At 51.1% G+C, this 18,455-nt stretch carries 16 protein-coding genes; 2 read left to right on the top strand and 14 right to left on the bottom strand.

Features of this window, described 5'->3' with window-relative positions:
* Positions 1-29 precede the first annotated feature (29 nt).
* Positions 30-536, top strand: coding sequence for a mechanosensitive ion channel (locus IPM52_09050; protein ID MBK9291757.1), 507 nt, complete (start codon positions 30-32; stop codon positions 534-536).
* A gap of 65 nt (positions 537-601) precedes the next feature.
* Here IPM52_09050 and IPM52_09045 read toward each other — a convergent pair whose 3' ends face one another.
* The 10 genes from IPM52_09045 to polA form a co-directional block, all read right to left on the bottom strand.
* Positions 602-2,128, bottom strand: coding sequence for a glycine--tRNA ligase (locus IPM52_09045; GenBank protein MBK9291756.1), 1,527 nt, complete (start codon positions 2,126-2,128; stop codon positions 602-604).
* Between the two features lie 104 nt (positions 2,129-2,232).
* Positions 2,233-2,814, bottom strand: a complete 582-nt coding sequence (locus IPM52_09040) for a DNA-3-methyladenine glycosylase I (protein ID MBK9291755.1) — start codon at positions 2,812-2,814, stop codon at positions 2,233-2,235.
* Positions 2,815-2,884: 70 nt separating this feature from the next.
* A complete protein-coding gene (gene queA / locus IPM52_09035) occupies positions 2,885-3,934 on the bottom strand; it encodes a tRNA preQ1(34) S-adenosylmethionine ribosyltransferase-isomerase QueA (GenBank protein MBK9291754.1) in 1,050 nt (349 codons plus the stop codon).
* 168 nt (positions 3,935-4,102) lie between these two features.
* Entirely contained in the window at positions 4,103-4,798 is a 696-nt protein-coding gene (gene truB, locus IPM52_09030; protein ID MBK9291753.1) for a tRNA pseudouridine(55) synthase TruB, read from the bottom strand.
* A gap of 109 nt (positions 4,799-4,907) precedes the next feature.
* A complete protein-coding gene (locus IPM52_09025) occupies positions 4,908-5,687 on the bottom strand; it encodes an undecaprenyl-diphosphate phosphatase (protein ID MBK9291752.1) in 780 nt (259 codons plus the stop codon).
* Between the two features lie 7 nt (positions 5,688-5,694).
* Positions 5,695-5,955 (bottom strand): DUF3098 domain-containing protein, encoded by a 261-nt coding sequence (locus IPM52_09020; protein MBK9291751.1) that lies wholly within the window; start codon positions 5,953-5,955, stop codon positions 5,695-5,697.
* Between the two features lie 49 nt (positions 5,956-6,004).
* Positions 6,005-6,892 carry a cell division protein FtsX gene (locus IPM52_09015; protein MBK9291750.1) on the bottom strand — a complete coding sequence of 296 codons (888 nt, stop codon included), beginning with the start codon at positions 6,890-6,892 and terminating at the stop codon, positions 6,005-6,007.
* 53 nt (positions 6,893-6,945) lie between these two features.
* The gene (locus tag IPM52_09010) at positions 6,946-8,283 is read right to left on the bottom strand and encodes a PhoH family protein (protein ID MBK9291749.1); all 1,338 of its coding nucleotides are present in this window, start codon (positions 8,281-8,283) and stop codon (positions 6,946-6,948) included.
* Positions 8,284-8,396: 113 nt separating this feature from the next.
* Positions 8,397-8,831, bottom strand: coding sequence for a nucleoside deaminase (locus IPM52_09005; protein ID MBK9291748.1), 435 nt, complete (start codon positions 8,829-8,831; stop codon positions 8,397-8,399).
* A 21-nt stretch (positions 8,832-8,852) separates the two neighbouring features.
* Positions 8,853-11,615, bottom strand: coding sequence for a DNA polymerase I (gene polA, locus IPM52_09000; GenBank protein MBK9291747.1), 2,763 nt, complete (start codon positions 11,613-11,615; stop codon positions 8,853-8,855).
* Between the two features lie 212 nt (positions 11,616-11,827).
* On the opposite strand from polA, the gene IPM52_08995 reads away from it, so the two are divergent.
* Entirely contained in the window at positions 11,828-13,825 is a 1,998-nt protein-coding gene (locus IPM52_08995; GenBank protein MBK9291746.1) for a thioredoxin domain-containing protein, read from the top strand.
* 20 nt (positions 13,826-13,845) lie between these two features.
* On the opposite strand, the gene IPM52_08990 is transcribed toward IPM52_08995, so the two are convergent.
* From IPM52_08990 to IPM52_08975, 4 genes are read right to left on the bottom strand one after another with little or no spacing between them, the layout of a single operon-like run.
* Complete coding sequence (locus IPM52_08990) at positions 13,846-15,114, bottom strand: HlyC/CorC family transporter (protein ID MBK9291745.1); 1,269 nt, start codon at positions 15,112-15,114, stop codon at positions 13,846-13,848.
* 54 nt (positions 15,115-15,168) lie between these two features.
* Positions 15,169-15,729, bottom strand: a complete 561-nt coding sequence (lptC, locus tag IPM52_08985; GenBank protein MBK9291744.1) for an LPS export ABC transporter periplasmic protein LptC — start codon at positions 15,727-15,729, stop codon at positions 15,169-15,171.
* A gap of 16 nt (positions 15,730-15,745) precedes the next feature.
* Positions 15,746-17,152 carry a tetratricopeptide repeat protein gene (locus tag IPM52_08980; GenBank protein MBK9291743.1) on the bottom strand — a complete coding sequence of 469 codons (1,407 nt, stop codon included), beginning with the start codon at positions 17,150-17,152 and terminating at the stop codon, positions 15,746-15,748.
* Positions 17,153-17,179: 27 nt separating this feature from the next.
* Positions 17,180-18,454 (bottom strand): hypothetical protein, encoded by a 1,275-nt coding sequence (locus IPM52_08975; GenBank protein MBK9291742.1) that lies wholly within the window; start codon positions 18,452-18,454, stop codon positions 17,180-17,182.
* Between the last annotated feature and the right edge of the window lies 1 nt (position 18,455).

Genomic DNA, 18,455 nt, shown 5'->3' with positions numbered 1-18,455 from the left:
CGGTAGCTGAAAATCAACACAAACCGAAAATGGAAACAATCCAGATACAACTCATCCAATCGCTGGTGGTGCTGGTGGTGCTCCTGGCGGGTAAAATCGTTTTGCGCAGCCTGGTGAACGGAATCATGAAAAAATTTCATTTTGCCCTTCAGCGCAAACGCATCATTACCAAAATCATCAACTTTTTCCTGATTCTGGTCGCAATTGTGCTCCTTGCAGCCATCTGGGGGGTCAAACCTCAGCAGTTCACCATCTTCATCACATCTACCCTAACCATTCTGGGCGTGGCTTTCTTTGCCCAGTGGAGCATCTTGTCGAACATCAGCGCAAGCCTGATATTGTTTTTTAACCACCCCGTGCGCATTGGAGCCCAAATAAAAATTCTGGACAAAGACTACCCCATCGAAGGTGTTGTGGACAATATCTCCCTCTTTTTCACCTATATCCGAACCGAAGAGGGGCAGCTGGTTTCGCTGCCAAACAATATCGTGCTCCAAAAAACCATCCAGCTAAGCGATGAGCTGAATGCTGAGTGACATTGCCCTTGGATATGAAAAAAGCCGCCTTAATACAGCGGCTTTTTTTATGGATTGCAAACCTGTCAAACTTTCAGTGGCTTCAGCTTTTGGCTGATTATGCGCTCCAAAGCATCTATAGCTACCCTTTCCTGGCGCATGCTGTCGCGGTCTCGGATAGTAACAGTCTGATCTTCAAGTGTTTGATGATCTACTGTGATGCAAAGGGGTGTGCCAATGGCATCGTGCCTGCGGTAACGCTTGCCGATGGAGTCTTTTTCCTCGTACTGGCAATAGAAATCGTACTTGAGGGTTTCCATGATTTCGCGCGCCTTTTCGGGCAGGCCGTCTTTGGCCACCAGGGGCAGAATGGCAGCCTTGACAGGTGCCAGTATGGCCGGCAGTTTAAGTACAACGCGCTCAGAACCATCCTCAAGTTTTTCCTCAGTATAGGCGTGGCTCAGCATTGCCAGGAACATACGGTCGAGACCGATTGAGGTTTCAACCACATAGGGCACATAGCTCTGGTTGAGCTCCGGATCGAAATACTGGATCTTTTTGCCGGAGTATTTCTGGTGGGCGCCCAGGTCGAAATCGGTGCGCGAGTGGATGCCTTCGAGTTCCTTAAACCCGAACGGAAACTCGAACTCGATGTCGGCGGCCGCATTGGCATAGTGGGCCAGCTTTTCGTGGTCGTGGAAGCGGTATTTGGAGGCAGGTATGCCCAGCGAGAGATGCCATTTCAGGCGCTCTTTCTTCCAGTAATCAAACCACTCGAGCTCTTCGCCCGGCCTGACAAAAAACTGCATCTCCATCTGTTCGAACTCGCGCATGCGGAAGATGAACTGCCGGGCTACGATCTCGTTGCGGAAGGCTTTACCGGTTTGGGCTATGCCGAAGGGGATTTTCATGCGGCCGGTTTTCTGCACGTTGAGGTAGTTCACAAAAATACCCTGAGCAGTTTCGGGCCTGAGGTAAATTTCGCTGGCGCCTTCAGCAGTTGAGCCCATCTGCGTCGAAAACATCAGGTTGAACTGCCTGACATCCGTCCAGTTGCGTGTGCCCGACACCGGACAAACTACGCCAATATCCTCAATCAGCTGTTTGATGGCTGCCATATCGCCGGCTTCCATGGCCGAATAAAGCCGTTTTTTGATGTTTTCGGCCTGTTCGCGGTATTCCAGCACCCTGGCATTCGTGCTCACAAACTGCTGTTCGTCAAAGCTTTCGCCAAAACGCTTGCGTGCTTTCTCGATTTCCTTAGCTATCTTATCTTCAATCTTAGCCACATGGTCTTCCACCAGCACATCGGCACGATAGCGCTTTTTGGAGTCTTTGTTGTCGATGAGCGGATCGTTGAATGCATCCACGTGCCCCGATGCTTTCCAGGTGGTGGGATGCATAAAAATGGCAGCGTCGATGCCCACAATGTTTTCGTGGTGCTGCACCATGGCTTTCCACCAGTAGTTGCGGATGTTGTTCTTCAATTCGACACCGTTCTGGCCGTAATCGTAAACCGCACTAAGTCCGTCGTAAATCTCGCTCGACGGAAACACAAACCCATACTCCTTGGCATGGGCTGTCAGCTTTTTGAAAAAATCGTCCTGATTCATGGGCGCAAAGGTAAGAAAATGGGCAATGTTTCGTCATCTACCCTGGCCGCACCTCTGCTTAAAACGCTCCGCAAACATTTGCAGGTGCCGCCATAGCGCTGATGCTACTTTAGTTTCTGATTTTCAGGATGCCTGAAACAACTGGTCAGGTGATCGTTGACCATACCGGCTGCCTGCATAAATGCGTAGCAGATGGTACTTCCCACAAAAGTGAAACCTTGGTTGAAGAGTGCTTTGCTCATGGCATCCGATTGCACACTGCGCGCCGGGAGCTCTTTTATGCTGGTGAAGTTGTTCTGTATCGTCTGATAATCAGTAAACTGCCAGATGTAGCTGTCGAAACTGCCATGCCTTTCGCAAAGGTTCAGAAACGCCCGTGCATTGCGTATGGTGCCATTGATTTTTAGCCTGTTGCGTATAATTCCGGGGTTTTGCAACAGCATTTCCACTTCCTTGTCGCCAAAATTGGCAATGCGCACAGGATCAAAACCTTGAAAGGCCTCCCTGAAGGCCTCCCGTTTTTTGAGTACGGTGAGCCAGCTCAGCCCTGCCTGAAAAGCATCGAGCACCAGATACTCGAATAGTTTGAGGTCGTCGTGCAGGGGCACACCCCATTCTTCGTCGTGATACTTTTGCATGAGCGGATGAACCTCAGCCCACGGGCAACGGCAGATGTCGCTTGTCATAAAGTGAAAAAAACTGAGCCGGAAGGCTGTTTCCGGCTCAAAGATGGGGATATTTTTAACTTCAACTTTGTCAGAGTATTAGCATGGCATCGCCATAGGTAAAAAACCGATATTTCATGTTCACGGCTTCTTTATAGGCCTTCATGATGAAGTCGTAGCCTCCGAAGGCAGTCACCTGCATCAGCATGGGCGATTTGGGCAGGTGGAAGTTGGTTACCATGGCATCGGCCACTCCAAAGTCGTAGGGCGGGAAGATGAATTTGTTGGTCCAGCCTTTGAAGGGCTTGATGCGTCCGGGAATGGTCATGGCACTTTCGAGGGCCTTCATGGAGGTGGTTCCGACAGCGACGATGGCGTTTCCGCGTGCTTTGGCATCGTTCACCTTGGCGGCATTTTCCTCGTCGATATACATCTCTTCCGAGTCCATTTTATGCTTGGTAAGGTCTTCCACTTCGATGGGACGGAAATTGCCCATGCCCGTGTGCAGGGTGATTTCGGCAAAGTTCACACCAATGAGCTCCAACCTTTTGAGCAGCTCGCGGCTGAAATGCAAACCTGCGGTCGGGGCGGCTATTGCACCTTCATGCTTGGCAAAGATGGTCTGATACCGCTCGGCATCCAGTGGTTCCACCGGACGTTCGTGCACCTTGGGAAGCGGGGTTTCGCCCAGGGAGTAGATGGTTTTCTTGAACTCCTCGTACGGTCCGTCGAACAAAAACCTCAGGGTGCGCCCACGTGAGGTGGTGTTGTCGATAACCTCGGCCACCAGGTCGTCGTTCTCGCCAAAGTAGAGCTTGTTGCCAATGCGAATCTTGCGTGCGGGGTCAACGAGCACGTCCCAGAGGCGGCTTTCGCGATTGAGTTCACGAAGCAGAAAAACTTCGATCTTGGCTCCGGTTTTTTCTTTTTCTCCATACAGCCTGGCAGGAAACACCTTGGTGTTGTTGAGCACAAACACATCACCGTCTTTGAAATACTCCACGATGTCTTTGAAAATCCTGTGCTCTATGGTCTGATCCTTGCGGTTGAGCACCATCAGCCTGGATTCGTCGCGGTTTTTTGGGGGGTAGCTTGCAATAAGGTTCGAGGGCAGGTTGTACCTGAATTGAGATAGTTTCATTTGCTTAACCTGTTAATTTCCAACTTGATTTTCTAAAAATCCTCCGGTCCGTTTAAGCAACGAAAAAAGGTAGGGTTTGCAAAGGTAGCCCAAGAACGAGGCCTTGTCAAGCTATGTGGCAGTGTAAGTGCTTGTTCGATAAGACTAAAGCAACAGGTTTAAGCTTTTTTAACCTGTGGCCGATTCCAGGTGAAGCCTGAACTGTTCGGGGCTTATGGCTTCATCCACAGTGTATTGCCCTATGGCAGTGCGCCTGAGACTGGTCAGTACAGCCCCTGTGCCCAGGGCCTGGCCAAAATCGTGTGCCAGGCTGCGGATGTAAGTGCCTTTGCTGCAGCGCACCCGGAAGTCAATTTCAGGAAGGCGGATGTCGGTAATCACGAAGGCATGAATCACCACCGGCCGGGCTTCGAGCTTCAGCTCGCGCTTTCGGCGGGCCATGTCGAAAGCCCTTTTTCCATCCACCTTGATGGCGGAATAAACCGGGGGCACCTGCATGAGGTTGCCGGTGAATGACGGCAGCACAGCTTCGATATCTTCCACTCGAATGTGCGCCCACGGCTGGGTGCTGTCGGGCGCGGTTTCGAGGTCGTACGACGGTGTGGTCATTCCGATCCGGATGGTGCCCGTATATTCTTTGTCCTGATCCTGAAGCTGTTGGATTTGCCGGGTAAACTTACCTGTGCAAACCAGTAGCAAACCTGTGGCCAGCGGATCGAGGGTGCCTGCGTGTCCCACTTTCAGCCGCGGTATCTGCAGGCTGCGGCGAATCTGGATACGAATAAAGTTTACAACATCAAACGAAGTCCAGCCTGCAGGCTTGTCGATCAAAAGCAACCGGCCTGCTTCAAAGTCGTGTGTCATGAGGCAAAATTAGGCCATTTTCCCCGGGCAAACTATGTTTCTGCTGTTATATGGGCTGAGGTGAGGATTCCCGTAAACCAGATGAGGTGGTTGTTGGTAAACAGCCGCATTAAATCATACTCAGTTCATATCCCATGGCCAGCATGATCAGAATGGTCAGGCCGACCACTATGCGGTAGTAGCCAAACCATTTGAATCCGTAGCGGGTGAGCAGGCTGATGAATGTTTTGATGGCAATCATGGCCACAACAAAAGCAACAATATTGCCAATGATCAGAATATCAATATCCTGGCTGCTGATGTGCTGATAATTCTGAAGGAGCTTGTAGCCCGATGCGGCAAACATGGTGGGCACTGCAAGAAAAAAAGAGAACTCTGCAGCATGCTTGCGATCGAGCTTTTGTGTCATACCGCCAATGATGGTAGCTGCCGAGCGCGACACCCCCGGAATCATGGAAATGACCTGAAAAAAACCAATCTTGAGCGCTTTCTCATAGGTGATGTCCTGATTGGGTGAGGGATTTTTAAACCAACGATCCACAAACACCAGGACGATGCCGCCCAGCACAAGCATCACGGCCACTACCACCACGTTTTCGAGCAGCTGGTCAATCAGGTCGCTGGCAAGAAAACCGATGACTGCTGCGGGCAGAAAAGCCACAAAAAGTTTCAGATAAAAATCGAACGACTGAAAAAAACGTTTCCAGTAAAGTACCACCACACTCAGGATGGCTCCAAACTGAATGTTGACGGTGAAGGCTTTTACAAAGTCGTTGATCTCCATACCCAGCAATTCCTGAGTGATGATCATGTGACCTGTGGACGAAACCGGCAAAAATTCGGTGAGCCCCTCGACGATGGCAATGACAATGGCTTCGAACAAACTCATTGCTGGCTCAGTCTTTCTTCATGATGGCGTAAATCTCGATGGCATAGCCGGCCAGCACCAGAATGGGGGCAAGGGTCATGCGCCTGAAACTAAAGATGCCTTCGCTGAATTCGTTAGGGTCTTTCGAGCCGCCACCTATCATGAGGATAAATCCCAATATAATGAACGCCAATCCGATAAGCACCCACTTGTAATTTTCGCGTGTGAATGCAAACTGGTCGTTGGATGGTTCGTTTTTCGGGGTAACTGTCGGTTTTTTTGCGGACATAATTCCGGTGGATTTGGTGCAAAAATATGTTTTTTGGGGATAGGGACTTTCAGATGAAGAGTTTGTCGGTTTTAACGCGCAGGTAGCGGCGAAGGGCAAGCCAGGTGGACAGGGTGGTAAGCAGAATACCGGTGAGCAGCATCGCCCCAAACAGGATGCCCACCTGAGTCGGGTTGTAAATCAAAAGCAATTCAGGAATGCTGCTCAGTGCGGCATACAGCACCAGGGCGAGCAATAGGATGGCCAGGATGGCGCTTATGATACCTTGCAGCAAGGCCCTGAAAAAGAACGGACGATGGATGAAACCCTCGGTGGCGCCAACAAGCTGCATGCTGCGGATGATGAACCTTTTGGCATAGATCGAGAGGCGAATGGTATTGTGTATCAAAATGATGGCAATAATTAACAATAAACTCCCGAAGCCCAGCAGCAACAGGCTGATGCGTTTGAAATTTTCGTTGATCATATCGACCAGCGATTTTTGGTAATACACTTCCTTGATGTCAGGATTGCGCATGATTTTGCGACTGATGACTTCGAGGCTGTCGTTGTTGGCCCATTCTGATTTAAACTTGAGTTCGATGGAGGGCAGCAGCGGATTGTCAGCATCTCCCAGCCATTTGACAAAGTCTTCGCCCAGGTCTTCGGCCAGCAGTCGGGTTGCTTCTTCGCGCGGGATGTATCTGGCCGATTTAACAAAAGGCTCAGATTCAAGCATTTTCTGATATTGCAGTATGGTGGCTTCGTTCACACCTTTTTTTATGATCACTTCCAGCCCGATGTTTTCGCGAATGAGCTGCGAGAGTGTGGCTGCATTGATCAGGATGAGGCCAAACAGACCGAGCACGAAAAGCACAAGCCAGATGCTGATCACCGAGGTGATGTAGCTGCCGGCCAGCCTGCGTTTGTTGAATTTTTCCTCGTCAATTGCCACCATACTTTTCCGTGCTCTGGCGGAGCGAAGTTACAAAATACCCCGGTTGCCGGCGTTCAAAGCAGGTCGTTGGCCAGGTTGGCTAAACCCGAGCGTTCGCCTTTTTCAAGGCGGACGTGGGCATAGATGCTGTGGTGTTTGATCTTGTCAATCAGATACGAAAGCCCGTTGGAGTGCGCATCAAGATACGGGGTATCGATCTGGAAAATGTCGCCTGTAAAAACAATCTTGGTGTTTTCGCCTGCACGGGTAATGATGGTTTTCACTTCGTGGGGCGTAAGGTTCTGGGCTTCGTCCACAATGAAGAATACATTCGAGATACTTCTTCCGCGGATGTAGGCCAGGGGTGTGATCACAAGTTTCTCTTTGTCAATGGCTTCGGTGATGCGTTTATACTCTTTGTCCTCTTCACCGTACTGGTTCTGAATATATTTCAGATTGTCCCAAAGCGGTTCCATGTAGGGGTTGAGTTTCGATTTGATGTCGCCCGGCAGGAAGCCGATATCTTTGTTGCTCAGGGGTACGATTGGCCGTGCCAGGTAAACCTGTTTGTAGTTGCGCCTTTGTTCCCAGGCGGCTGCGAGGGCAAGAAGGGTCTTTCCTGTGCCTGCAATACCCTGAATGGTAACCAGTTTCACTTCAGGATTGAGCAGGGCGTGAAGGGCAAACACCTGCTCGGCATTGCGTGGCGAGATGCGCGACACGGATTGCTTGTCGATGCGTTCGAGCCTGTCGGTGATAGGATTGTAGAATGCCAGGGCCGAATTGCGATGGCTTTTCAGGGTGAAATAATGGTTGGGCACAGCCTTTTGCAACCCGATGTCCTGAAGTGGGCAAAAACCATCCACAAAGAGCTTGTCGATGGCTTCGGGGGGCACATCTTCCAGATAGCTTTTGCCGGTGTAGAGCGATTCCACGTCTTTGATCTTGCCTGTCTCATAATCTTCGGCCTGTAGGTTCAGCGATTTGGCCTTCAGTCGCAGGTTGACGTCTTTCGAAACCAGGATCACCTTGCGGTCCGGATTGTCCTCGGCCAGTTTGATGGCAGCATTCAGGATGCGGTGATCGGGTTTGTCGGCTCCGAAAACCTGCCGTGCATCGAGCTTGCTCATCTCGTTCATCAGCACTTTGAAGCGTCCCTTGGTCGGGCCGTTGATGCGTCTCCAGTTTTTCATGGTGGTCTTGCCCGAAATGCGGTCCATGAGCCGGATGAACTCCCTGGCCTCGTAGTTTTTGTTGTCGTTGCCTTTTTTGAAGTTGTCGAGCTCTTCGAAAACTGTGATCGGGATGGCCACATCGTGCTCTTCGAATGTGTTGATTGCGTTGTGGTTGTAGAGGATAACCGAAGTGTCGAGCACAAAAATCTTCGGGGAGGAAGGTTTTTTAACGGGCATAGGTGCTGTGGTTTATCGCCCTTGCTGGCTGTGGATAAAATTAGCCCTGACAGGTCTGCCGGATCAGCGCCAGCCTAATTACTTATCAACAAACAGCTGTTAAAGTCAAAAAATTAACGTCGGGCTTTGAAGAAATCTGTCAGCAAGCGGGCGGCCACTTCGGCCATCAATCCCTTCTCGGCTTTTGTTTTCGGATGGAGCAGCAGCGGGCTGTACCTCGAAAAACCACGTTTGGGATCGTCGGCAGCCCAGACAATCTTTCCGATTTGCGACAGGTTGAGCGCCGATGCACACATGGGGCAGGGTTCAAGGCTCACATATAAGGTGCACTCTTCCAGATATTTACCTCCGATGTAGTTTGTGGCGGCGGTGATGGCGAGCATCTCGGCATGGGCAGTGGCATCGTTGAGGGTTTCGGTCATATTGTGGGCGCGGGCAATAATCTTTCCGTTGCTCACAACCACGGCTCCCACGGGCACCTCACCGGCTTCGGCTGCCTTTGCTGCTTCGCGCAATGCCTCGCGCATAAAATATTCGTCGCTCATGATGCTCAGCATATCCCCTCCGGTTTAGTGTGCCTCAAGCCAGTTGTTTCCGGTATTCATCTCCACCACAACGGGCACCGAAAGTGGCAATGCTTCGCGCATATGTTGCTCAACCAATGGCTTGAGTGCGTCGAGCTCTTCGATCAGGGCGTCGAACACCAATTCGTCGTGCACCTGAAGAATCATTTTCGACTGCATGCCCAATTGTTTCATCTGTGCGTGTATGCGGATCATGGCCAGCTTGATCATGTCGGCCGAGCTGCCCTGAATGGGTGCGTTGATGGCGTTGCGCTCGGCAAAACCTCGCACTACGCTGTTGGCGGCATTGATGTCCCTGAGGTACCTCCGGCGGCCAAGCATGGTTTCCACATAACCGTTTTGCCTGGCAAATTCTATCTGTCGGTTCATGTAGGCTTTGATGCCGGGATATTCCTTGAAGTAGCTGTTGATGATTTGTGCGGCTTCGCTGCGCGGAATGCCCAGGCGCTCCGACAGGCCAAAGGCCGAAATGCCGTAAATGATGCCAAAGTTGACTGTTTTGGCATTGCGCCGCATCTCTTTGGTTACCAATTCTATAGGAACGCCATACACCTTTGATGCGGTGGCAGCATGAATATCGTGCCCGCTTCTGAATGCTTCAATCATTCCCTGGTCGCCGCTCAGGTGGGCGATGATGCGAAGCTCGATCTGCGAATAGTCGGCAGCCAGCAGGGTGTAGTGTTTGTTTCGTGGCACGAAAGCCTTGCGAATTTCGCGGCCGCGCTCGGTGCGTATGGGGATATTCTGCAGGTTGGGATTGTTCGAGCTGAGCCGCCCGGTGGCAGCAACAGCCTGATTATAAGATGTGTGCACGCGACCATCGCGCGGGTTGACGAGTGCAGGCAAAGCATCCACATAGGTCGATTTGAGCTTGGTCAGCTGGCGGTATTCCAGGATCTTTTCTACAATGGGATGGGCATGTACCAATTGGCTGAGCACTTCTTCGCCTGTGGGATATTGTCCTGTTTTGGTTTTTTTGGCGTTGGTGCGCAGGCCGAGTTTTTCGAAAAGCACCTCACCAAGTTGTTTTGGCGATGCAATGTTGAATGGGGTTCCGGCCAGGGCTTGAATCTCTTTCTCAAGTTGTTGTATCTCCTGCTGCATTCCCTCCCCGATTTCGTTCAGGGTGGCAATGTCGAGTTTTACGCCTTCGGCCTCCATGTCCATCAGCACGCTCAGTAACGGCATCTCAATGCCGTGCATGAGCTCTTCAAGCCCGTTTTTTTTGAGCTCCGGAGCCAGTTTGTGATACAGTTGCAGGGTGATATCGGCATCTTCGGCTGCGTATTCCTTTATTTTCTCCAAAGGCACATCGCGCATCGAACCCTGCCCTTTACCTTTTTTGCCAATCAGGCTTTCGATGGATACCGGGCTGTAGTTGAGCAGGGTTTCAGCCATATAGTCCATGCTATGACGCTGTTCCGGTTCAATCAGGTAATGGGCAATCATGGTGTCGAACAATGGACCCGCCACCGGTATCTCATACCAGCGTAGCACAGCCATGTCGTATTTCATGTTCTGACCTACCTTGAGTATTTCCGGATTGGAAAAGAACGGCCTCAACAGGTCGAGCATTTGCTGGCACTGATGATAGTTTTCGGGCATGGGGACGTACCACGCATGGTGTGGCTCAACGGCAAACGACAGGCCAACTAGTTCGGCTGTGTGTGCATCCAGGGCTGTGGTTTCGGTGTCGAAGCACACTACCTTGTGATTCAGTAGATTTGATGCCAACTGTCGCAACTCATCTTCTCCCTGAACCAGTTCGTAACGATGTGCAAGGGTTTCGATGGTGAGTTTGGTCCCCGAAGCCAGGCCCTGATCTTCGGAGGGCAGCCCACTGAACAGGTCGTTGCCTGCACTCTGTAAATCGTTGAACACCCTGCGCGCAAAGGTCCTGAACTCCAGCTCATCGAAAATTTCTTTCAGCTTTTCCAGGTCAGGGCTGCCCATCTTCAGCTTGTCGGGCTCAAAGGGCACTGGCGCATCGGTGATGATGGTAGCCAGCTGCTTCGACTGAAGCCCCTGATTTGCAAATTGTTCCACATTTTCTTTGAGCTTCCCTTTGAGTTGATGGGTGTTGGCCAGCAGATTTTCAATCGAGCCGAATTCCTGCACCAGCTTGATGGCAGTTTTTTCGCCCACGCCCGGAATCCCCGGAATATTGTCGCTGGCATCGCCCATCAGGCCAAGGATGTCGATCACCTGTTCGGGTCGTTCAATGCCATAACGACTGCACACTTCGCTCACACCCCAAACTTCCGCCGGCTCGCCTGCACGGCCCGGTTTATACATCCTGATGTTTTCGCTCACCAGTTGTCCGAAGTCTTTATCCGGAGTCATCATATATACCTCAAAACCCTGACGTTCTGCGGCTTTGGCCAGGGTGCCGATGATGTCGTCGGCTTCGTAGCCATCCAGCATCAACACCGGGATGTCGAAAGCTTTCACAAGTTCGATCACCCAGGGGATGGCTTGTGCAATGTCATCAGGCATTTTTTCACGATGTGCCTTGTAATCAGCAAAATCGGTGTGCCGTTGGGTGGGCGCCATGGTATCGAAAGCCACTCCCAGGTGGCTGGGCCTTTCGTTGCGGATAATGTCGTACAAGGTGTTGGCAAAACCCAGAATGGCTGAGGTATTCATGCCCTTGGAGTTGATTCTGGGAGTCTTGTTCATCGCAAAAAAGGCCCTGTAAATGAGCGCCATGGCATCGAGAAGAAAAAGTTTCGGACGTGATTGCGTCATGCCTGATTCAAATTTGGTTTGCTAAATTAGGGCTATTGAAGCCTTTGCTAACCCTCTACGACTCAAAAATCCTGTAAACCTCCCGGTGGAGAAAGATTTTTGATTGATTTGGACACGAAAACACACCCACCTGACACATTGCCTGAACACTGCAATGGCTTTAGCGTTAACTTAGATGCCTTGATACTTTTATAAATTTCAAAAAACTGTCCATGAGCCAGGCTCACCGCAAACCAAACCGGCTGATCAACGAAACCAGCCCCTACCTGTTGCAACATGCTTACAACCCTGTGGACTGGTACCCATGGAATGAGGATACCCTGAGGTTGGCGGTTGAACAAAACCGCATGATCCTGGTCAGCATAGGCTACTCGGCCTGTCACTGGTGCCATGTAATGGAAAAAGAATCGTTTGAAGACGAGGAAGTTGCAAAGCTCATGAATGCTCACTTCATATGCATCAAGGTGGACCGCGAAGAGCGTCCTGATGTGGATCATATGTTTATGGAGGCGGTGCAACTGATCACAGGGCACGGGGGCTGGCCTTTGAATTGCTTTGCCATGCCCGACGGAAGGCCGGTATGGGGCGGTACTTATTTCCGCAAAGCACAGTGGTTGAATGTGGTGGAACATTTTGCCAGGCTTTGGCAAAATCAGGACAATGCCCTTTGGCAGCAGGCCGACAATGTGCATCAGGGTTTGAACGAGCGCATGAAGGTGGCTCTGAGGCAAGATGAATACGATGCCACAGCTGTGCTCAAAGCCATGGCCCGCAGGTTGTTTGGTCAGGCCGATACAATTTATGGCGGCCAGAAAGGAGCTCCAAAGTTTCCGATGCCAGACCTGCTGCTGTTTGAGTGGTTGCTCGCCTCGCAGCTCGACGAACCCAGGTTCGGACGGCATGTGTTGTTCACCCTCGACCGGATGCATCGCGGCGGTATTTTTGATCAGCTCGAGGGAGGATTTGCGCGTTATTCCACCGACGAAGGCTGGCATGTGCCGCATTTCGAAAAGATGCTTTACGACAATGCCCAGCTCATCAGACTATATGCAGAAGTGTACCGCAGCACCCGGGATACTGAGCTGGAGTCGGCGCTGCGCCGAACAATACAATGGTGCATGGATGCGCTTTACAGACCGGGCGAGATGTTTTGTGCTGCGCTCGATGCAGACAGCGAGGGTGAGGAAGGCCGATATTACGTGTGGTCGAAGGCTGAATTCGACGAACTTCCCGGCGATATTGCTCCGATTTTGTCGGATTGGTTCGGCATAGGTGGACCTGCAGCCTGGGAGCACGGAAAAAATGTGCTTGTCAGGCCTTATACCACCGAAGAGTTTTGTCGTAAACATCAGCTTGAGCCTTCCAAATGGTCCAGAATGCTATCCGATGCGACCGAAATCCTCTGCCGGATACGACGTTCACGACAGGCGCCTCAGCTCGACGATAAGCAGATTTTATCGTGGAATGCGCTGATGATCATGGGTTTGTGCAATGCCAGCCTTGCTCTTGGTATTGAAACATACCTCCAGACAGCCCGGGATGTGGCCCGTTTTATCCGGCTCAGGCTCCGCACACCTGAGGGAGCCCTGCTGCGGACCTACAAAAACGGCAATGCGCATATCGCCGCCTTTCTCGATGACTATGCCTTTTACATCCAGGCGCTCATCACCCTTTATCAGATTACCTTCGATGAGGAGTATCTGCTTGAGGCTTACCAGCTTACCCATTTTACCCTAAGCAATTTTTATCACGAAGGCGAGGCCTGTTTCAGTTACAACCAGCACGGAAGCAGCGATCTTGCGGTAAGACCGCGTGAAATGTACGACAACGTTATGCCTTCTTCAAATGCAGCTATGTGTATGGCTATAAGCATGTTGAGTGTTTATTTCGAAGACGATCGGCTATCGGGGATTGCTTCGGCCTTGTTGCAAAATCAGGTAGCCCTCATGATGCAGTATCCTGCCGGATTCAGCCACTGGGGTCAGGCGCTGTATATGCATGAAAAAAAGGATATCAGTGTGTTGAGGGGAAACGATGCAATTCGCTTTGCAAAATCGCTGTTCGCAAACCGGCCGATGTGGCATCTGGTAGCTGCTGCAACCGGTCAGTCGGCCATTCCGGCTGTAAATTCAAAAACCTTGCAACCCGGCACCTGGTTGTGGAAATGCGACTATCGTGGTTGCGCAATCCCCGAAAAGCTGTCCGGCTAACCGCCGAAGTCAATCCTTGTCTATTCTTCCACTTCGAGCCGCACTTCTTCGAGTTTGTTACCCGTGGATTTAAGGATGGTGATTTTGAATTTGTCTATCTGTATTTTCTCACCCGGAGCAGGGATGTTTTCGTGTCGGCTGATGATGAATCCGGCCAGGGTTTCATACTCATCCGATTCCGGAATGTCGAGCTTGTATGTTTCGTTGAGGTATTCAATTTCGAGCCGGGCCGAAAAAATCCAGCTGTTGGATCCCAGCTGTTCTTCAATGGTTTCCTCTTCGTCGTACTCGTCGTCAATTTCGCCAAAAATCTCCTCGATGATGTCTTCCATCGAAACTATGCCGGCTGTACCACCGAATTCGTCCACCACCACAGCAATGCCCTGCCGGTTTTGAATGAAACGGCTCAGCAACCGGCTTGCAGGATAGGTCTCGGGCACCACTTCGATGTTGCGCATCACCTGACGGATGCTCTCCGGCCGGGTAAACATATCGTACGAATGTACATATCCTGTGATGTTGTCCACGCTTTCTTCGTAAACCAGAATTTTTGAGTGCTTGGTCTCGGTGAACTTCGCCAGCAGTTCATCCACTGAGCTGTCGCTTGAAATGGCTTCGATTTCCGGGCGGGGTATCATGCAGTCGCGTACGCGAATATGTCGGAATTCAATAGCATTTTGAAGAATCTGCAGATCCGGGTCCAGCTCTGTATTGGTTTGAGCCTCGTCGGCGGCCAAGTCTCTGAGGTAATTATCCAGGTCAACAGCGCTGAACTTGTAGGTATCGTGCTTGATTTTCAGGCCGGTGAAAACCCGCAGGATCAATTCCGAAATTCCTGTGTAAATCCAGATAAACGGGAAAAGCAGATGGTAGAATATCCAGAGCGGAACAGCAAAAAACGAAAGGGTAGCATTGGGATTGATGCGAAAGAGGATTTTAGGCAGAAACTCTGCGAATACGAGTATAAGTAAGGTGGCCACAATGGTTTGTGTCAGAATAAGATTGATGTTGCTGGCCATAAAATCCGGGAAGTTTCTGATAAGCACCGGTTCGAGCAGGTTGGCCATGGCCATACCGTAAACCACCAGGGCGATATTGTTTCCGAGCAGCATGGCTCCGATGAAGCGCGAGGGATTTTTGTAAAATTTATTGAGAATTCCTGCGGGTAAGAGATTGCGCTTCAGGTCGATTTCGAGCCTCAGTCGGTTTGCGCTGACGAAAGCGATTTCGATTCCGGAGAAGAAAGCGGAAAACAACAAGGTCAGCAGAATGATTTGAATATCACTCATATAGCAAGGCTTCGCATTGGCAGCAAAGATAGCACATATTCCATGCTTTCAGGGCTATTCGTCATCATCCTCAAGCTCGAGTGTGCCTCTGATATTGTAAATGGTGCGTTGCGAAAGGTCGTCATTGGCCGTGAGGCTGTCGCCATAAAGCTTTTTGTCGGCCCCGGTTATCACGATGGGTGCTCCGGTGCGTATGGTTTTGTAGCGTTGGTTCCAGATTAGTTGGGAGGTTTGCATCAGCTCGCTTGTCTGAAAGTTTTCCACCTCCACATCGCCACGGGCCACCATCCATTGCTCGCGTTCGAGGTTTAGTCCGTAATTGGCCTTGATGCGCGATGACTGCTGGCCGGTGGAATCATAAAAGAATGCTTCGAAACCTTCGGGAAACTCCACCTTTTCCTCATCGCCTGCAAACCTGAGCATTAGTGGAGCAACCAGCCGCATGTACACATGTCCCGAATCGCTACGCAGGTATTCAATATTTCTGGCACGCACCGCCGAGAGGGTGTCTTCGGCCGTGACTTCGCGGATCACGGTAAGCGAATTTTCGCACGAAACCCACATCGCCACGCTCAGGAGCGTGAGGATGCGGGTGAGAAGACTTCTGAAGTCCAAGTTGTTTATGACGTTATTATCTGGATGCCCTGATGGTGGTTTCTTCCCTGTACCAGCAGTCGATGGTGTAGCTTTGTCCTTCCTCGTAGCCGTGGAAGAATATCACGTTTACCGAAGGAAAGTGCACACTGTAGGTGGCTATGCGCTTGCTGGCAGTTTCGGTCTGCGAGGGATCAACCCGTTTTGCCTGGTTGTACTTGTCAACCGCGGCCCAATAACCTACCCTGCTGGTGAAATCGTTGTCACCGCAATCTTTGGCCGACAGCGCGTAGCAGTCGCCAATGGTGATGTAGGGTGCGCCATCAGCCGGATTAATCTGCAAAGCATTCAAGGCTGCCTGACGTGCACGGGGATAGTTTTTCACAGCTTTGTAAGTCTCGGCCAATAGCTTGAAGGCACTATGTGCACGATCTTGTTCGGCTGATTTGGTGGCCTCTTCCAGGTAGGGAATAGCCTGGTTGAATTTTTCGTCGCGAAGCAAAAGGCGGCCGATATTGAATGCCGATTCCGGGCTGGGTTGCAGCCTGTGAAGGCGCACACTGGCATCCAGATAAAGCGGATCGCCCTGGCAGCCACGCCTGTCGAGCAGGTTAGTAACTTTCTTGAGCAATTCCACGTCGTTGGGGCTTTTGGCCAGCTTGTTGCCATATACCCTCACCAGGTCGGTGCAGCTTGCAAAAGGTTCGAACGATGCTTCGATGTTGTTTTTAAAATTGCGGTAGTTCTCAGCCCATTTGTCGTCGTTGTTGGCCACAGCCCTGCTGATATTGTGGTCGAGTATCTCCGAAACCTGATCATAGGTGTCCACAATAAAAGCGGTGTCAACCTTGCCTTTGCGCGCCATTTTTACTACCGCCCTGAAGTAGTAGATGAGGGCAGTTCCGTCGGTATTGTCCCCGTCGTGCTCAATAGATTGTTTCAGCACGTTGTAGGCTTCTTCGTATCGTTCCTGGTCGTAAGTGAACAGGTCAATCCCTTTGCGTCCCAGAATGGCGCCTTTCTGAGGCTGGCCCGTACGGAAATGGTTCGGGAAATATTTGATGCGTTGGTCATAAACCATCATCAGCGTGTCGATCAGCTTGCTACGCTCGGCATCGGTTTTTGCATTTTCGATGCGATATTGCATGATACGCACCCCGTCCACATAAGTGTTTTCACTGGCCAGCGGACAGTTGTTAAACACCCAGCGCCAAGGCCCGATGATATCTTTGATCACAGGCGATTCAAAATTGCTGGCTCTCCACTGCCTGTAAAACTCGCGGTACAACGAGATGTTTACCACACAGTTGACGCTGTCTTTTCCGTATTTGGGCATGTTGTCCTGAGGCTCAAAGCTGAACCGGTCGCTGCCTGCCTGCACCTGAAGTGTAAGCGCCAACGCTGCTGTTGCAAAAAGTGCCTTGAGGTAAGTGTAGGGTTTCATGGTTTTTATGTGTTGGAACGTTATAGCCTAATCATATTTTCGTTTAACAAACCATCGCTCGTAGATCGAAACTCCTGCCCGGAAGTTGATGAAACCTTCCCTGACCAGGTTGCTTTTGGTGCTGCCCCTGCCGCCAGCTTCAAGGCTCAGATCGACAGTGGTGAACGTACGAGGCAACGGCAAACTGACACCAAAACTGATGCCAAACTCATTGACGGCTTGCCCGTTGATGTTCAGATAAGTTTGTTTGTAACGGGCGCCGGTGCGGTAAGTCACTTTGCGCCAATAACTTGATATGGCGGTGTGACTTGGAAGATACTGAAAACCAGCAGCTACATTCCAGCTATCGACCAGCGAGTCGGCATACAATGGAGAGTTGTAATTAGCCCAGTTTTGCCAATTGAAGTCGATGCCACCAAGCCAGCGGTCTTTTTTTTCGAGCACCAGGCCGCCGCCTGCCGAGAAGGGAATGCTGAGCGTGGCACGTTGTTCCGGCCGGTAAAAGATGGTGTCGATCACATACTCAATGCTGCCAAACAAGCCACCGAACTGCGATTGCACCAGGTATTCGCGCTTAACGGGCATATCGTGCCCCAAACCATAGGTCGCCCCAAGTTGAAGGCTGGTTTCCTTTCCGAGATCGATGCGGTACAACAGGCCTGCATCAAGACTAAAAGCGCTGGCATTCAACCGGCTATCCACTTTTGTGGTGGCCATATTGGCCGAGTCGGGAAAGTAAAGATAGCTCAGCGTGCTGTTTCGGCCAAAGAGGTAATTGACGTTAAAACCTGCAGAGGCATTTCGTCCGAGCTTGATGGAGTTTCCGATAAAAAAGCGATTGATTCCACCTTTGCCTTCGTAGATTTTGTTGTAACGCACGTTTTGCGAGGTGGTACCCGTTGAACTTAGGTTGAAGGCAATATGGCTGTAGGGCAAAAGGCCGATGCCTGTACGTAGCCAGGGCGTTACTGGAAAGGCGGCCGAGAAGAACGAAAGGTTGGCATAGTTGCCACTCTCGTTGCGCAGGGTAGTGCGGTAACTAACCCCGGTGAAACTCAGGCCGGTGCCGAAGAGAAACGAGAGTGAGTCAACAGCAGAATAACTGGCCGGGTTGGCCGGGTTAACGAAACGGTTGCTCGACAATGCGTTCCCAATTCCACCCATCCCGACCTGGCGGGTATGGTTGCTGGCAGGCGACATGGTGCCCAGTCCAAAACGTGAATAAGGCGAATCAATTCCGGTTTGGGCCCATGCGGTCAAGGCATACAGCAGCACCAAAGGCAGTAAGAGTCCTTTTCTCAAC

This window comes from Bacteroidota bacterium (assembly GCA_016715945.1).
In the GTDB taxonomy this organism is placed as follows: domain Bacteria; phylum Bacteroidota; class Bacteroidia; order Bacteroidales; family F082; genus JALNZU01.
Note: the sequence above shows the minus strand (reverse complement) of the source record. Positions and strands in the feature narration are given on the sequence as shown.

Bases quoted from the DNA above. Each gene is read 5' to 3' on its own strand.
- IPM52_09050 (MBK9291757.1), top strand. From the start codon at position 30: ATGGAAACAATCCAGATACAACTCATCCAATCGCTGGTGGTGCTGGTG.
- IPM52_09045 (MBK9291756.1), bottom strand. From the start codon at position 2,128: ATGAATCAGGACGATTTTTTCAAAAAGCTGACAGCCCATGCCAAGGAG.
- IPM52_09040 (MBK9291755.1), bottom strand. From the start codon at position 2,814: ATGACAAGCGACATCTGCCGTTGCCCGTGGGCTGAGGTTCATCCGCTC.
- queA (MBK9291754.1), bottom strand. From the start codon at position 3,934: ATGAAACTATCTCAATTCAGGTACAACCTGCCCTCGAACCTTATTGCA.
- truB (MBK9291753.1), bottom strand. From the start codon at position 4,798: ATGACACACGACTTTGAAGCAGGCCGGTTGCTTTTGATCGACAAGCCT.
- IPM52_09025 (MBK9291752.1), bottom strand. From the start codon at position 5,687: ATGAGTTTGTTCGAAGCCATTGTCATTGCCATCGTCGAGGGGCTCACC.
- IPM52_09020 (MBK9291751.1), bottom strand. From the start codon at position 5,955: ATGTCCGCAAAAAAACCGACAGTTACCCCGAAAAACGAACCATCCAAC.
- IPM52_09015 (MBK9291750.1), bottom strand. From the start codon at position 6,892: ATGGTGGCAATTGACGAGGAAAAATTCAACAAACGCAGGCTGGCCGGC.
- IPM52_09010 (MBK9291749.1), bottom strand. From the start codon at position 8,283: ATGCCCGTTAAAAAACCTTCCTCCCCGAAGATTTTTGTGCTCGACACT.
- polA (MBK9291747.1), bottom strand. From the start codon at position 11,615: ATGACGCAATCACGTCCGAAACTTTTTCTTCTCGATGCCATGGCGCTC.
- IPM52_08995 (MBK9291746.1), top strand. From the start codon at position 11,828: ATGAGCCAGGCTCACCGCAAACCAAACCGGCTGATCAACGAAACCAGC.
- IPM52_08990 (MBK9291745.1), bottom strand. From the start codon at position 15,114: ATGAGTGATATTCAAATCATTCTGCTGACCTTGTTGTTTTCCGCTTTC.
- IPM52_08980 (MBK9291743.1), bottom strand. From the start codon at position 17,152: ATGAAACCCTACACTTACCTCAAGGCACTTTTTGCAACAGCAGCGTTG.